The organism is Hymenobacter setariae (genome assembly GCF_007713685.1).
Lineage (GTDB): Bacteria > Bacteroidota > Bacteroidia > Cytophagales > Hymenobacteraceae > Hymenobacter > Hymenobacter setariae.
Genome location: NZ_VMRJ01000006.1, coordinates 396,008 through 411,049, shown reverse-complemented (window position 1 = coordinate 411,049; position 15,042 = coordinate 396,008). Strand labels below are relative to the sequence as shown.

General features: G+C 56.7%; 11 protein-coding genes and 1 pseudogene. 9 read left to right on the top strand and 3 right to left on the bottom strand.

What is annotated here, in order from left to right; all coding sequences use genetic code 11:
- Positions 1-10 precede the first annotated feature (10 nt).
- The 3 genes from FNT36_RS22390 to FNT36_RS22380 all read right to left on the bottom strand — a co-directional run bounded on the left by FNT36_RS22390 (position 11) and on the right by FNT36_RS22380 (position 5,549).
- Positions 11-2,089 (bottom strand): DUF3857 domain-containing protein, encoded by a 2,079-nt coding sequence (locus FNT36_RS22390; protein ID WP_144852403.1) that lies wholly within the window; start codon positions 2,087-2,089, stop codon positions 11-13.
- Positions 2,090-2,148: 59 nt separating this feature from the next.
- A complete protein-coding gene (locus FNT36_RS22385) occupies positions 2,149-4,212 on the bottom strand; it encodes a DUF3857 domain-containing protein (protein ID WP_144852401.1) in 2,064 nt (687 codons plus the stop codon).
- Between the two features lie 101 nt (positions 4,213-4,313).
- On the bottom strand, positions 4,314-5,549 hold the full coding sequence (locus FNT36_RS22380) for an MFS transporter (RefSeq protein ID WP_144852399.1): 1,236 nt from the start codon (positions 5,547-5,549) through the stop codon (positions 4,314-4,316).
- 179 nt (positions 5,550-5,728) lie between these two features.
- Between FNT36_RS22380 and FNT36_RS22375 the strand changes: the two genes are divergently transcribed.
- The 9 genes and pseudogenes from FNT36_RS22375 (at position 5,729) to FNT36_RS22335 (ending at position 15,032) form a co-directional block, all read left to right on the top strand.
- Positions 5,729-7,618, top strand: coding sequence for an ABC transporter ATP-binding protein (locus FNT36_RS22375; protein ID WP_144852397.1), 1,890 nt, complete (start codon positions 5,729-5,731; stop codon positions 7,616-7,618).
- Positions 7,619-8,084: 466 nt separating this feature from the next.
- On the top strand, positions 8,085-8,735 hold the full coding sequence (locus FNT36_RS22370; RefSeq protein ID WP_144852395.1) for a DUF4136 domain-containing protein: 651 nt from the start codon (positions 8,085-8,087) through the stop codon (positions 8,733-8,735).
- Between the two features lie 96 nt (positions 8,736-8,831).
- Positions 8,832-9,209, top strand: a pseudogene (locus FNT36_RS22365) (NADH-quinone oxidoreductase subunit A); the annotation flags it as partial.
- 95 nt (positions 9,210-9,304) lie between these two features.
- Positions 9,305-9,862, top strand: a complete 558-nt coding sequence (locus FNT36_RS22360) for an NADH-quinone oxidoreductase subunit B (protein ID WP_144852391.1) — start codon at positions 9,305-9,307, stop codon at positions 9,860-9,862.
- Positions 9,863-9,955: 93 nt separating this feature from the next.
- Positions 9,956-10,525 (top strand): NADH-quinone oxidoreductase subunit C, encoded by a 570-nt coding sequence (locus tag FNT36_RS22355; RefSeq protein ID WP_144852389.1) that lies wholly within the window; start codon positions 9,956-9,958, stop codon positions 10,523-10,525.
- 121 nt (positions 10,526-10,646) lie between these two features.
- A complete protein-coding gene (gene nuoD / locus FNT36_RS22350; protein ID WP_144852386.1) occupies positions 10,647-11,909 on the top strand; it encodes an NADH dehydrogenase (quinone) subunit D in 1,263 nt (420 codons plus the stop codon).
- A gap of 23 nt (positions 11,910-11,932) precedes the next feature.
- Positions 11,933-12,505 (top strand): NADH-quinone oxidoreductase subunit NuoE family protein, encoded by a 573-nt coding sequence (locus FNT36_RS22345; RefSeq protein ID WP_144852384.1) that lies wholly within the window; start codon positions 11,933-11,935, stop codon positions 12,503-12,505.
- 19 nt (positions 12,506-12,524) lie between these two features.
- A complete protein-coding gene (gene nuoF / locus FNT36_RS22340) occupies positions 12,525-13,862 on the top strand; it encodes an NADH-quinone oxidoreductase subunit NuoF (protein ID WP_144852382.1) in 1,338 nt (445 codons plus the stop codon).
- 144 nt (positions 13,863-14,006) lie between these two features.
- Positions 14,007-15,032: a 2Fe-2S iron-sulfur cluster-binding protein gene (locus FNT36_RS22335; RefSeq protein ID WP_144852380.1), complete on the top strand. Its 1,026-nt coding sequence runs from the start codon at positions 14,007-14,009 to the stop codon at positions 15,030-15,032.
- Positions 15,033-15,042 lie beyond the last annotated feature (10 nt).

The following is a 15,042-nucleotide window of genomic DNA, read 5'->3' as shown; positions in this document are numbered from 1 at the left end:
TAACCAATTTTCAGCCCGCTTTCTTGATAACTAGCGCCTCAGCTTGCTTAGCCAGCAGCATGCGATAGAGCTCGCGCAGAGCGCCGTACTCTACTGCGGTGTACACGGGCTTGTCGAGAGTGAGGCGGCTTATAAACTGCACGGTACCAGGCGTGGGGCTGGTGGCCGAGTACAGATAGCGCCCCCCATTATTGGGTAGTACCAGGCTTACTGCTTTGGGCAGCTCGGCTACGTAGCCCGGCGGCAAAGTCAACGTAACCCGAATAATATCCTGCTGCAGCATCCCTAGGTCGACGGGATAGCTGCGGTCTTCGTGCTGAAACGGATTGCGCCGCTCCCCAAAGTAGTCTAGGGGGGTTAGGTAAAGCTCGGCGGCGGTGCTGTTCGTAGCCGCTGGCTGGCGCCAATCGTAGGTCAGACCCAGAGACTGCTCTACCGTGCTTTGCTTGGCAAACACGTACTTGGCCACTTCCCAGCCGGGGTGGCGGGCTGCTAGCTCGGTCACGTACTTTTTCTCCCCTAGCTGCTGCAATTTCTCGCGCACTTCGAGGCCCGCGTAGCCGCCATGCTCTTCGCGCACCTGGCCGCTTAGGTTGCCTTGGGCGTCTACAGTCAGCGTAGCTTCTTGGTAGTGGCTATAGCGCTGGGCGGGCACTAGGCTCACCCAGCGGCCTTCGCCAGTGGCGGGCACCGTGTGGCCAGCCTGGCTGAGGCAGCGCGTGGGCAGGGTACCCGCGGGCAGCAGCGGCTCGGTAGCATCGAGCAGCAGTTCCTTTTGGTCGGGCAGGGTTACCAGGGCCACTACATAGTTGAACTGCTCAAGCAACGGAAACTCTTTACTAACGGCGCCGTGGCTGCGGGTGCTTAGTAGCACGGGCTCCACCTTCAGGCCCGCTTCGCGCAGGGCCGCAATGAGTAGCAGGTTCACATCAGCGGCCGTGCCGCGGTGCTGCTCGTAGCTACGCTTGAGCGAGCCGGTGGCCCAGTACCGGTCTGTACCATCGTACTTCACAGCTTTCAAGACTAGCTCTCGCACGGCCGCGGCCCTAGGTGCCAGCTCTGGATAACGCGCTACCAAAGGCTGCACTTCAGCGGCCAGAAACTTACTGTTCGTAAAGGCCTTGCCAAACTCTTCGCTTTCTAGTAGCAGCTTATTTTTCTTAACCCAGCTATCGGTGAGGTCGCGATATTCTTCATTCGGCATTTGGATGCCCGCCAACTCAAACGTCATGCGCGCCAGGTAATCATTGGGCGTAGTGCTATAGGGCTCTTCCCGGAAGGCTGGTGCATTACGCACCACCCAGCGGTGCTGCTCGGTGCTCATAGTCAAGCCTGAGGTACCGACTTCCATACCTACTCCGGCCCCGGCGCCGTCACCGAGCCGGTTGGACAGCAGTAGACTTACTGAGCCCACGCTAGCCTCGTTGGTAGCGAGCGGTAAGTAGCCCCGGTACAGTATCTTATAATGATATACCTGCGGAATGCTGGTGCGGTACTCGCTCCAACGGGTCGGAATGCTGTGCTGAAACGTCCAGTCCTGGTAGTTGTCGAAGAACGTCGACGTTACCACGTAGCTGTATTCAATCACGGCACCTTCCTGCACGTTGGGCAAGGTGAACTTGCGCACTAGCAAGTTACTAGTGCGCTTTTCGTCAAAAATATTGCTGGCTTCGAGCTTGGTTTTGGTGATTTTGCCATCGGCCCCGCGCAGGTAGGTAAAGCCGCGCAGGTTGCCTAGCTTTTCGGCTCGCTCTTCGCGGTGGTAAAGCGGTACTTCCACGGTGGCGTAGTCGTAGCCCGCTTTTTTGAGAATCTTGATGCGCGTAGTGCGCTCGGTGGTGATGACGAGGTTACCAGCCGAGCTGCTGAACTGCGAGTTGCCGTAATCGCAGAGCATTACGGCTGCGGCTCCGCTGTCGGCCACAAAGTTTTTGGCCTCGAAGTCACTTAGGTCGGGCTGGCCAAACTTGATGGGCAGCGCGGCCTTGGCTGATGCATTGGTCTGGGCAGCCGCAGCGCGGGGCAGCGCCAAGGCTAGCAGCACTACCGGCACCACCCGCCAAGGCCGGGTAAAAATATCGAATAACATACTGGTAGGTAGAAGTTGAGCCCCCTAGCTGAACCTAGGAATTGGCCTGCCTGCAACAACTATATCTTTCTAAGCACCAGAGCTTCTGATTGCTTGGCCAGCACGCGCCGATAAAACTCACGGAGGTTCTCGTACTCATCGGCACTATACACGGGCTTGTCGAAGGTGAGGCGGCTCACCAGTTGCACGGTGCCAGGAACCGGGTTGGTAACCGAGTAGAGGTAGCGGCCACCATTGTCGGGTAGCGCAATGGTAGTGGGCTTGGGCAGCTCGGCAGTGTAGCCAGCCGGCAGCGTGAGGGTAATCACTATCACGTCTTGGGTGAGGGCACCAAAATCGACGGGATAAGTGCGGTGCTCATGCTGGAAAGGGTTTTGTGTACCCCCAAAAATGGCCAGTGGCGTCAGGTATATCTCTTGGGCCGTGCCGGGCGTGCTGGCCGACTGGCGCAGCTCGTAGCTCAGCGCTACCGACTGGTTGAGCAGTTCTACGGCGTTGAATTTATAGGTTGGCACCTCCCAGTTGGTGTGCCGGCCTACTAACTCAGTTACGTACTTTTTTTCGCCTACCTGCTGAATCTTTTCGCGCACGGCGGCCCCGGCGTAGCCGCCGTGTTCCTCGCGTACCTGGCCGCTGAGGTTACCCTGGGCATCCACAGCTAGGCTGATATTTTGGAAGTGGCTGTGGCGCTGGTTGGGCACCAGGCTCACCCAGCGGCCTTCCACCTCTTTGGTCGGAATGAGGCGGCCAATCTGATTGAGGCAGCGCTCGGGCAGTATGCCGCACGGCAGCAGTGGCTCAGTAGCGTCGAGTAGCAGCTCTTTGTTATCGGCCAGCGGCAGCACCCCAATTACGTAGTTGAATTGGTCTAGCATTGGAAACTGCTCATTTACGCGGCCATGGCTGCGGGTGCTCAGCAGCACGGGCTCGGCGGGCAGGCCAGCCTGGCGCAGGGCCGCAATAAACAACAGGTTCACATCGGCGGCAGTGCCGCGATGCAGCTCGTAGCTACGCTTGAGTGGGCCGGTAGCCCAGTAATTGTTGGTGCCGTCATATTTCACGGCCTTCACTACTAAGTCGCGTACGGCCGCCGCACGGGCAGCAGGGTCGGGGTACTGTGCTATTAGCGGCTTGAGCGATGCATCGAGGAAACCCGCCCGGTCTACAAGCCCACCAAATTCACTGCTGGTGCGCAGCAGGCTATTAATCTTTGTCCAGCTACCCGCCACATTCTGGTAAGCCTGGCCAGGCATGCGCTCGCCTGCCAGTTGAAAGTCAATACGCGCTACATAGTCGCGCATCGTGGTCATGTAGGGCTCGTCGCGCAAGGCAGGCACATCTTGCATAGCCCAGTGGTAGGCAGTGGCACGAGCCTGGATGGTTTCGGTCTCGGTAGCCGAGTGGCTCCCCCCTAGGTCGGCCTTTTGCACGCGCGCCGAAGCTGTATACTGGGCGCCTGTTTCCTCCCGGGTTTGCAACGCTAGGGGCTGATAGCCCTGCATGAGCATTTTGTAGTCGAAGTATTCGGGAATGGTAGCCCGAAACTCGCTCCAGCGGGTTGGGATGTCACGCTGAAAAACCCAGGGCTGGAAATTAAAAAGAAAGTCAGAGGTCACCGAATAGGTGTACTCGATAACGGCTCCTTCGCGCACATTGGGCAGTGTGAACTTGCGCACCCGCACGTTTTTGGTGCGTTCCTCGCTGAACATGTTGGCGCTTTCCAGCTTCACCTTCTCGATTTTGCCACCTGCCTGGTTGTAGGTAAACCCTTTTAGCGCCGTTATTTTTTCCTCGTCGCCATCGCGGTGATAAAGCGGTACTTCCACGGTGGCGTAGTCATAGCCCGCTTTCTTAAGAATTTTGATGCGCGTAGTGCGTTCCGTTTCCATCTGAAAGCTGGTGCCATTGAGCCGAAAGCGCGCCACCCCATTGTCGTACAGCACCACAGCAGCGGCGGCACTGTCACGCACAAAATTCTTGGCGTCAAAGTCTCCCGGGGCGGGCTGCCCAAACTTGATAACGACCGGCTTCACCGGGGCTTGCTGTGCGTGGCCAGTAGCTGTGCTTAACACGGCAGCAACACCCAGTATACTCCGCACCATGATGTGTAGAGTTGTTTTCATTGCAGAAAAGAAAGGTAAGAATTAAATAAAACTATAAAGCGCTAAAAAGGCCCGTAAACATACGTGTCACCTAGGCGCTTAACAAGTTTTATTCATCATTCTTACACCATTTCTTCTGGCGCCCCCACGGCAAGCGCCGTAGCAACATCAGCCTCGGCGGCAGGTACCCCAGTAGGGATGGCGCGCACGCCCAGCAGTAGGTAGGCTAAGGCCGCTAATACGCTTGCCAAGCTTAGCGCGTGCACCCAGGGTAAACGGGTGGCTTGGTTATCGAAAATCCAGCCCGCTAATAGTGCTCCAATGCCGATACCGATTTCGAGCGCGATGTACATGGTGGCCACGCCACGGCCACGGCGCTCGGGGTGGCTCAGGTCGATGGTCCAGGCATACAGCGTGGGCGAATTGAGCCCAGTGCCAATGCCGAAAATGACGGCACCCAGCAAAAACACTGGCACCGATGGCGACCACACCAGCACCGCTAGCCCTAGGGCTAGGATACTCGCCGACCAGCGCAGCACTGGCACCCGCCCGTGGGTATCGCTGGCCTTGCCGGCCACTAGCCGCACGCCTAGCGAGGCCACCGTGTAGCAGATATAAAACAAGCCTTTGGTGGGCCCGGTCAGCCCAAGCAGCCGGCTCTGGTCGGGTATTACAGTGAGCACTGCGCCGTAGGGAAACAGGCACAACAACGTAGTGAGGGCCGGCGCCAGCACGCGGGGCTCGAGTATCTCATCGAGCTTTAGTTTGAGCAGGGCCGGGCTGAACCGCCGCCGCTGTGCCTTAGGTAGCGTTTCGGTGAGGGTACCCTGCACGAGCACCGACAGCAAAGCTGCCGCGCTAGAGCAGTAGAACATGGCATTTAACGAAAAGTGCTCGGCCACCCACGAGCCAAATGCTGGCCCGGCGGCCATGCCCAAGCTCCCCGTCACGCCGAGCAGGCCCATGGCCTCGCCACGCTTTTCGGCCGGCACGATGTCGGCTACAAATGCCGCCGTGCCCGTAGGCTTGAAGCCCGTGCTAAACCCATGTAGCAAACGCAGCAACAAAAAGCTGCTGACTGTGAGCGCCCACGGATACACAAACCCGCACACAAAGCACACCAGCGAGCCAAAAACCATGACCGGAATGCGGCCCACCGTATCCGTCAGCTTGCCCGAAAACGGCCGTGAAATAGCCGCTGTGAGCGTGAATAACGCGATAATGAAGCCTTTGTACTCGCCGCCCCCTAGGTGCGCTAGATGGTCGGGAAGCTCAGGCAATAGCAGGTTGAAGGAGAGAAAAAACAGAAACGACGATAGGCACATCAGCCAAAAGCCGCGCGAATACGAACCAAGCATAAGTAGTGCAAAGGTCGGTAATTAGTCTTTAGCGGGTAGTGTTTACTAGGTGAAATGAGTAGCACAGCTAAAGCTTGCATTGGACAGCATTCATTAAACCTTAGCTACTAAGCGCTACCTCCGCCTGCCAAAACGGCCGCTCCCCTACCCCGGCCCCAAATGTGCCATACCAGCAGCCTATGAATTGGTTATCATCGCTACTAGAGAAAATTTCCGCTAAAAATCCTAACCACAAACGCGGCCCCGAAAAACCTGCCGTGAGCGTGCGCGAGCGTGTATCGGCCCTGCGCCACCTGCCGGCTTTCCTTAAGCTCATCTGGCATACCTCACCGGCGCTCACACTAGCCAATATTGCGTTGCGGCTACTGCGGGCCGCTCTGCCGCTGGCCACACTCTATGTGGCTCGACTCATCCTCGACGATGTGGTGCAGCTAAGCAAGCTTGCCCCGGCGGCGCGGGTGCTGAGCCCAGTGCTCGGGCTAGTCGCCCTAGAGTTTGGCTTGGTGCTACTGGCCGATGCCCTAGGTCGTGCCGTGGCCCTGCTCGACTCGCTACTCGGCGACTTGTTTGCTAATGCTAGCTCAGTGCGCCTAATGCAGCACGCGGCCGAACTTGACCTCGACCAGTTTGAGGACAGCACCTTTTACGACAAGCTAGAGCGGGCCCGGCGCCAAACGCTCTCGCGCTCGGTGCTCATGAGCCAGGTGCTGGCCCAGGGCCAAGATGCCGTGACTTTGGTGCTGCTGGCGGGTGGCTTGGTAGCTTTTCAGCCCTGGCTACTAGGGCTGCTACTGTTGGCCGTGGTGCCCGCCTTCCTAGGCGAAAGCCACTTTAACGAGCGCAGCTACTCGCTGTCGCACTCTTGGACGCCCGAGCGCCGCGAGCTCGATTACTTGCGCCAAACCGGCGCCAGCGATGAAACGGCTAAAGAAGTCAAAATTTTCGGCTTGTCTGATTTCTTGATTACGCGCTTTGAAACGCTGTCCGACCAGTTTTACCGTCAGAATAAGGCTTTGGCGCTGCGCCGAGCCAGCTGGGGTACCGTGTTCGCAGCTGTGGGTGCGGCAGGCTATTACGGGGCCTACGTCTATATCATCAAGCAGGCTGTGGGCGGCACTATTTCTATTGGTCAGCTCACGTTCTTGGCGGGGTCGTTTGCACGACTGCGGGGCTTGCTCGAAGGTATTTTGAGCCGCTTTAGCCAGGTGGCCGATGGGGCATTGTACTTGCAGGACTTCTTCGATTTTTTTCAAATAGCGCCGCGTATTGTGCGGCCTACTACCGAGCAAGTCGTGCGTCCGTTTCCTAGGCCCATCCGCCAAGGCTTCACGTTTGAGGATGTGAGCTTTCGGTACAAGAACGCTGAAAAATGGGCCTTGCGCCACCTCAGCTTTGAACTGCATGCCGGCGAAAAGCTGGCTCTAGTGGGCGAAAACGGTGCTGGCAAAACTACACTCGTCAAGCTCCTGGCTCGCCTCTACGACCCCACCGAGGGCCGCATCTTACTTGATGGCCATGACCTGCGCGAGTACGACCCCGCCGAGCTGCGCCAAGAAATCGGCGTCATTTTCCAAGACTTTGTGCGCTTTCAGCTGCCAGCCGGCCAAAACCTAGCGGTAGGTCGCATCTCAGAGCGTCAAAACCAGCCTCGCATCGAGCAGGCCGCCCACCAGAGCTTGGCCGATACGGTCATTGCCAAACTGCCCCTAGGCTACGACCAAATGATAGGCCGCCGCTTCAACGGTGGCGTAGACTTAAGCGGCGGCGAGTGGCAGAAAATCGCCCTAGGGCGTGCCTACATGCGCGAGGCGCAACTGCTCATCCTCGACGAGCCCACTGCTGCCCTCGATGCCCGAGCCGAGTACGAAGTCTTCGAGCGCTTCAAGGAACTAACGCAGGGCAAAACAGCCGTGCTTATCTCGCACCGCTTCAGCACTGTGCGCATGGCCGACCGCATCCTGGTTGTAGAGCACGGCCGCGTCCAAGAAATCGGCTCACATGAAGAGTTGCTGGCGAATAATGGACGCTATGCAGAGCTATTTCGACTTCAGGCAGCCGGTTATCGGTAAGTCATCGGGCTCGTTCAAACTGGCCTTGAGTGGCAATAAAAGTCGGTTTTCGGCAGCATACGAAAGTCCCGCGCTGATGCGTAGCGACTGGCATAACTGTTTGCTTAGGCACTAGTCTTAGGCATGGAAGTCCGCTAGTGTGGATGATGCTAACCTTGAAAGCCGCGAACTATTGCCCTCAAAAAACTTGTGGGGCACCTCGCTTTTCTCTTCTAGGTTAAATTATTTGGCGAAGTGTAGGCAATACAGCTCCCCTTACAGGTATCGTGTAGCTAACAAGGAAGGCAACAACTGGCCCGGCTTCTTCAAAATTCAATGCTTTCGCAATTGCTCGTGAATTAGGATAGCCACAGTCGTGCGGCAGGTAGCATGCTGCTGCTAACCGGCTTACAAGCTGGGCAATGAGCAATAAGTGAATTTCCTGGCGTAGCTTAGGGAGTCATTTACTCTCTCCCTCCTGTTCCCCATGAAGCTTACCCTTACTCTCCAGCTTATCTGCCTATTAAGCCTAGGTTTCCTATCCAGTTGCCTAACCTCCCGCGAGGCCCGCATCGAGTCCAACTACAGCTACCGCGGGCGCTTCCGGCACTACCGCACTTATGGCTTTCTCAACAGCGCTGGCCTCACTGCCGATAGCACGCACCTCAATGAAACCCTGCGTGATGCTGTACGCCAGCGCATGCGCTTGCAAGGCTATAAGTACTCGCGCAAGAATCCCGACCTTATGGTAAGCTTCAAGCTTTTTGAAGGTGACATGCGCTTTCCTGGCTTCATGCAAGAGGATATCACGCGCTGGGTCAAAAACAATGATGCTGAGAACGACGAAACGCCCGAAGAGGAGCGCCATAGCTACCTAGCTAAGCGAATGCTGCTGCTCGACGGCACCCTCATGGTTACGCTCATCGACACACACACCGATAATGCTATCTGGAACGGCTACGCCTCTGGCGTGACGGTGCCCGAAGGCGTGCGGGGCGAATACGTACTGGTGCGGTCGGTGCGCTCCATCTTCGACCGCTACCGCATCTTCACCGAAAACTACTTCAACGGGGGCAACCTTGACGGGGCTATGAATGGCGAGCCCAGCGTGCCGCAGCCCACCGAAACTACCCATTAGGGCAGCGCTTCCTAGGCCGGGTTTTTGCCCAAACCGGCGCGGGTGTACCTTTGCCTGTCCGCGCCAGTGCGCCCGTTTGCTAACCAGCTGACTACTATGCTTCTTGCCGTTAATACTTCTTACCAGCCCAGCGACTACCTGCCGATAGTCATTCAGTTTGGGTTGGCCGTGGCCTTCGTGGCCTTCGCCATGGTCGTGTCGCACCTAGTGGGACCCAAGCGCCACAGCCGCGTCAAAGATGCCTCTTTTGAGTGTGGCATCGAGAGTGTGGGTAACGCCCGCACCCCCATCTCGGTCAAATACTTCCTCACGGCCATTCTATTTGTGCTCTTCGATGTGGAAGTGATTTTCATGTACCCTTGGGCTGTGAATTTCCGCCAGCTCGGTACGGCTGGCTTTGTGGAGATGATTATCTTCATGGCCCTGCTAATGGCTGGTTTTGGCTACGTTATCAAAAAAGGTATTCTACGCTGGAATGAAGCGGTACCTAGCCAAACTTTCGCGGCAAAGCCGGTGTTGAAAAATCAGCCCGCCGAGATTGGCCAGGCTGCCTAAAGTGACTTATTCTCATGGTTGATACCCGCGTTCCTGAAATTAAATCTGTGCCAGCCCCCGAGGGCATCGAAGGCGCTGGCTTCTTTGCTACCTCGCTCGAGAAAGTAGTCGGCATCGCCCGCGCTAACTCGCTCTGGCCTCTGCCCTTTGCCACTTCGTGCTGCGGCATCGAGTTCATGGCTACTATGGGCGCCCACTACGACATTTCGCGCTTTGGCTCGGAGCGTCCTAGCTTCTCGCCCCGCCAGGCCGACCTACTCATGGTGATGGGCACCATCGCCAAGAAGATGGCCCCCATCGTGAAGCAAGTGTACGAGCAAATGGCTGAGCCCCGCTGGGTACTGGCTATGGGTGCTTGTGCTTGCTCGGGCGGCATCTTCGACTCGTACTCGGTGCTGCAAGGCATTGACCGCATCATTCCGGTCGATGTGTACATCCCCGGCTGCCCGCCCCGCCCCGAGCAAGTGCTTGACGGCCTGATGCGCGTGCAGGACCTCGCCAAAAACGAGAGCATCCGTCGCCGCAACTCGCCCGAGTACCAAGCGCTGCTGGCCTCCTATAACATTAAATAAGCTGTTAGCTGCTGGCTGTTAGCTATCAGCTTCTTTATAGAGGCTCAGCTAACAGCCAATAGCTAACAGTCAGAAGCTAACAGCTTACACGTAATGGCTGACCCAACTAAAGAAGAATCTACCGCTGCTCAGGAAACGGCCGCTGCCCAAGACCCTACCGCTCAGCAAAATGCACAGGTACTAGCCCTACTGCACCGCCTGTTTGGCGAGTCTACGTTTACGGATGTGGAGGAGCCTTACGGGTTGCTGACCGTTACGACGAAGCGCGAGCATATCCACAACATTATTGCAGGCTTGCAGCAGGATACGGAGCTAAAATTCCACTTCTTGACTACAATGTGTGGTATTAACTATCCCGAGAACCTGAACCAGGAACTTGGAATGATATACCATTTGCACAGCCTAGTGCACAATGTTCGCCTGCGCATCAAAATTTTCTTCCCGTTGGCCGACCCGGTAGTGCCTACCCTCACGGACCTCTACGCTACGGCAAACTGGATGGAACGTGAAGCCTACGATTTCTTTGGTATCATCTTCATGGGCCACCCCAACCTGCGCCGCATTCTAAATGTGGAGGACATGGACTACCATCCCATGCGCCGGCAATACCCGCTCGAAGATGGCACCCGCGAAGACAAAACCGACCTTTTCTTCGGTCGCTAATTTCAGGCTTGTCATGCTGACGAAGGAAGCATCTTATCACGATGGCCCTCGCCAGAATTATTACCCTAGCGGCTTGGACGTGATAAGGTCCTTCGCTGCGCTCAGGATGACATAACGCACAATGGCAGTAAACGACGCCCTCGCTGGCACTCACAAGATTATTCAGGAAGCTCAGGAGCAGCAAGGCGGCCAGTTGGTGCCTACGCTCAATGACTTCTCACAGGAGCTGACGACCCTGAACCTGGGCCCGACGCACCCGGCTACGCACGGCATTTTCCAGAACATCCTGCAAATGGATGGCGAGCGCATCATTTCGGGGGTGCCGACTATCGGCTACATCCACCGGGCGTTTGAGAAAATTGCCGAGCGGCGGCCGTTCTATCAGATTACGCCGCTCACCGACCGCATGAACTACTGTTCGTCGCCCATCAACAACATGGGCTGGCACATGACGGTAGAGAAGCTCCTAGGGGTGCAAGTACCCAAGCGCGCGCAGTATATGCGTGTGATAATGATGGAGTTGGCGCGTATCGCTGACCACCTCATTTGTAACTCCATCCTAGGGGTAGATACGGGTGCCTTCACTGGCTTCCTCTACGTGTTTCAGGAGCGTGAGAAGATTTACGAGATTTACGAAGAAGTCTGCGGTTCGCGTCTGACCACCAATATGGGCCGCGTCGGCGGTATGGAGCGCGACTTCTCGCCGGTAGCCATCGAAAAGCTGCGCAAGTGGCTCAAGGAGTTTCCGGCTGTGATGAAGGAGTTTGAATCTATGTTCAACCGCAACCGCATCTTTATGGACCGCGTGGTAAACGTGGGCCCTATCACGGCGGAAAAGGCATTAAACTACGGCTTTACCGGCCCTAACCTGCGGGCGGCAGGGGTAGACTATGACGTGCGGGTAATGAACCCCTACTCGAGCTACGAAGACTTCGAGTTTGACATTCCGGTGGGTACCAACGGCGATACATACGACCGTTTCTTGGTGCGCAACGAAGAGATTTGGCAGAGCTTACGCATCATCAACCAAGCGCTTGACCGGTTGCCCGATGGTCCGTTCCACGCCGATGCGCCGCACTACTACTTGCCTCCCAAGCAGGCCGTGTACAAAAACATGGAGGCGTTGATTTACCACTTCAAAATCATCATGGGTGAGATTGAAGCGCCGGTTGGTGAGGTGTACCACTCGGTAGAAGGCGGCAACGGCGAACTTGGGTTCTACCTGATTTCGGATGGGGGCCGCACGCCTTATCGCTTGCACTTCCGCCGGCCGTGCTTTATCTACTACCAAGCTTATTCGGAGATGGTAGTGGGCACGAGCCTTTCTGACGCCATTGTTATTCTGTCGTCGATGAACGTGATTGCCGGCGAGCTAGACGCCTAGTTTTTAAGTTGAAAGTACCCGATATGGAGCCGACCACCACCGCCGCTAAACCCCAGTTTTCGCCTGCCGCTCAGGCCGAAATTAAGCGCTTGCTCACGCATTACCCCGACGACCGCAAGAAATCGACTTTGTTGCCCGTGCTACACATTGCACAGGCTGAGTTTGGTGGTTGGGTAAGCCCCGAGGTGCAAGACTTGGTGGCCGAGACCCTAGGGCTGCGCCCCATTGAGGTGTATGAGGTAAGCACGTTTTACACGATGTTCAATCTCAAGCCAGTGGGCAAGCACGTGTTGGAAATCTGCCGCACGGGCCCCTGCATGCTGCGCGGCTCTGATGAGCTTACGGCTCACTTAGAGCGCATTACGGGTGCTAAAGTCGGCGGCAACTCGCCCGATGGCTTGTTTACGCTGAAAGAGGTAGAGTGCCTGGCGGCCTGCGGCTTCGCGCCGGTGGTGCAAGTGCGCGAGAAATATTACGAGTCGCTCGACACCGAGGAAAATGTGAACGCTATGCTGAACGAGCTGAAAAGCTTGGTGCACCGGCCTATCTTGCCTTGGGAGGAAAATGGCTTGCCAACCTCACTCCAAAATAACTAATAGCTAATAAGTTAATACTATGGGACGCAAGCTATTAACCGAACACGTCAACGTCGAAGGCATTGAAACCTTCGCGGTGTACCGTAAGCACGGCGGCTACCGCGCTGTAGAGAAGGCGCTGAAAATGACGCCCGAAGAGGTAGTAGAAGAAGTAAAGAAGTCAGGCCTACGCGGGCGTGGCGGCGCTGGCTTCCCTACGGGTATGAAATGGAGCTTCCTGGCTAAGCCCGAGGGTGTGCCGCGCTACTTAGTATGCAACGCCGACGAGTCGGAGCCAGGCACTTTCAAGGACCGCTACCTCATGTCGAAGCTACCGCACTTGCTCATTGAGGGCATGATTGCGGGTAGCTACGCCCTAGGGGCCCGCACAAGCTACATCTACATCCGCGGCGAGCTATTGTATGTACTGCGCATCCTGGAGAAGGCCATTGCAGAGGCTTATGCCGCTGGCTTTTTGGGTGAGAACATCCTAGGTTCGGGTTATTCGCTTGATTTGCACGTGCATCCGGGCGGGGGCGCTTACATCTGCGGCGAAGAAACCGCGCTGCTGGAATCACTGGAAGGCAAGCGCGGCAATCCGCGCAATAAGCCGCCATTCCCAGCTGTGCAAGGCCTGTATGCCCGCCCCACAGTAGTTAATAACGTGGAGAGTATTGCTACCGTCGTGCCCATCTTGAACATGGGTGGCGATGAGTACGCTAAAATCGGCGTAGGCCGCAGCACTGGCACCAAGCTGTTTTCGGCCTGCGGTCACCTTAATAAGCCCGGCATCTACGAGTTAGAGCTAGGCGTACCAGTCGAAGAATTCATCTACTCGGATGAGTACTGTGGCGGTATCTGGAAAGGTCGTGAGTTGAAGGCCGTAGTGGCTGGGGGCTCGTCAGTGCCCATTCTGCCTAAGGAGCTGATTCTAAAAACTGCGGCGGGCGAACCGCGCTTGATGACTTACGAGTCACTAAGTGATGGGGGCTTTGTGACAGGCACCATGCTTGGTTCAGGTGGCTTTATTGCGATGGACGAAACCACGTGCATTGTGAAGAATACTTGGAACTTCTCGCGCTTCTACCATCACGAAAGCTGCGGGCAGTGCTCGCCCTGCCGCGAAGGCACGGGCTGGCTCGAAAAAGTATTGCACCGCCTCGAGCACGGCCACGGTTCGATGCACGACATCGACCTGATTGTGAGCGTAGCCAAGCAGATTGAGGGCAATACTATTTGCCCACTCGGTGAAGCCGCCGCGTGGCCCGTGGCGGCCGCCGTGCGCCACTTCCGCGATGAGTTTGAGTGGCACGTGACCCACCCGAAGGAGGCTACGCAGCCTGGGGCCGTGTACCGCGGCAACCTAGTAATGGCCTAACTATCTGTCATGCCTCATCTGGCGTACCGAAAGAAGCATCTTATCACGGCTGCTTTCGTCGCACCTATAATAAGTCCAACGATGCGCGCGTGATAAGGTCTTTCGCAAGCTCAGGATGACAAACGTATATCAGCAGCTATTCTAATGGCTAAAATAACTTTTGACGGAATAGAGGTAGAAGTGCCAGACGGCACCACTATCCTCAACGCAGCCCGCAAAATTGGGGGTGGCGTAGTACCGCCCGCCATGTGCTACTACACCCCACTCAAAGGCAGCGGCGGTAAATGCCGTGCTTGCCTGGTGCGTGTAGCGGCCGGCTCGACTAAGGACCCACGTCCGATGCCGAAGCTTGTGGCTTCGTGCATTACCCCGGTACAAGATGGCATGGTGGTGGAAAACACGACCAGCCAGCAAGTGCTCGACGTGCGCAAAGGCATTGTGGAGATGCTACTCATCAACCACCCGCTCGATTGCCCAGTGTGTGACCAGGCTGGCGAGTGCGACCTGCAAAACTTTGCCTACGAGCACGGCGTGAGCACCACGCGCTACGAGGAAGAGCGCCGCACGTTCGAGAAAATCGATATTGGCCCCTACGTGCAGCTGCACATGACGCGCTGCATCCTGTGCTACCGCTGCGTGTACACTGCCGACCAACTCACCGAAGGCCGCGTGCATGGCGTTCTAGGTCGGGGCGATGCTGCCGAGATTGGCACCTACATCGAGAACTCGATTGACAAAGATTTCAGCGGCAACGTAATTGACGTGTGCCCGGTGGGCGCGCTTACCGACAAAACTTTCCGCTTTAAGCAGCGCGTGTGGTTTACCAAGCCCGTGAACGCGCACCGCGACTGTGGCCACGAGAAATGCGCCGGCCGCGTAACGCTTTGGTACAAAGGAAAGGACGTGCTGCGCGTAACCGCTCGCAAGGATGAATACGGCGAGGTGAAGGAGTGGATTTGCAACGAGTGCCGCTTCGAGAAGAAGGAAACTTCGGATTGGGTTATCGAAGGCCCGGCGCACATCGACCGCTCGTCGGTTATTTCGGCCAACCACTACGAGCTGCCGGTAATCAACCCGCAAGTGATTGCAGACTTGCCCGAAAGCACCGTGCGCGAGCTGGAGAAAAACCCGCCGCTGAAACTAGGTGGTCCCAACGGCACCTCCTTCTAAGCTGATAGTC

Excerpts from the sequence above, each read along its gene's own strand:
- FNT36_RS22390 (WP_144852403.1), bottom strand. The coding sequence starts at position 2,089 with ATGTTATTCGATATTTTTACCCGGCCTTGGCGGGTGGTGCCGGTAGTG.
- FNT36_RS22385 (WP_144852401.1), bottom strand. The coding sequence starts at position 4,212 with ATGAAAACAACTCTACACATCATGGTGCGGAGTATACTGGGTGTTGCT.
- FNT36_RS22380 (WP_144852399.1), bottom strand. The coding sequence starts at position 5,549 with ATGCTTGGTTCGTATTCGCGCGGCTTTTGGCTGATGTGCCTATCGTCG.
- FNT36_RS22375 (WP_144852397.1), top strand. The coding sequence starts at position 5,729 with ATGAATTGGTTATCATCGCTACTAGAGAAAATTTCCGCTAAAAATCCT.
- FNT36_RS22370 (WP_144852395.1), top strand. The coding sequence starts at position 8,085 with ATGAAGCTTACCCTTACTCTCCAGCTTATCTGCCTATTAAGCCTAGGT.
- FNT36_RS22360 (WP_144852391.1), top strand. The coding sequence starts at position 9,305 with ATGGTTGATACCCGCGTTCCTGAAATTAAATCTGTGCCAGCCCCCGAG.
- FNT36_RS22355 (WP_144852389.1), top strand. The coding sequence starts at position 9,956 with ATGGCTGACCCAACTAAAGAAGAATCTACCGCTGCTCAGGAAACGGCC.
- nuoD (WP_144852386.1), top strand. The coding sequence starts at position 10,647 with ATGGCAGTAAACGACGCCCTCGCTGGCACTCACAAGATTATTCAGGAA.
- FNT36_RS22345 (WP_144852384.1), top strand. The coding sequence starts at position 11,933 with ATGGAGCCGACCACCACCGCCGCTAAACCCCAGTTTTCGCCTGCCGCT.
- nuoF (WP_144852382.1), top strand. The coding sequence starts at position 12,525 with ATGGGACGCAAGCTATTAACCGAACACGTCAACGTCGAAGGCATTGAA.
- FNT36_RS22335 (WP_144852380.1), top strand. The coding sequence starts at position 14,007 with ATGGCTAAAATAACTTTTGACGGAATAGAGGTAGAAGTGCCAGACGGC.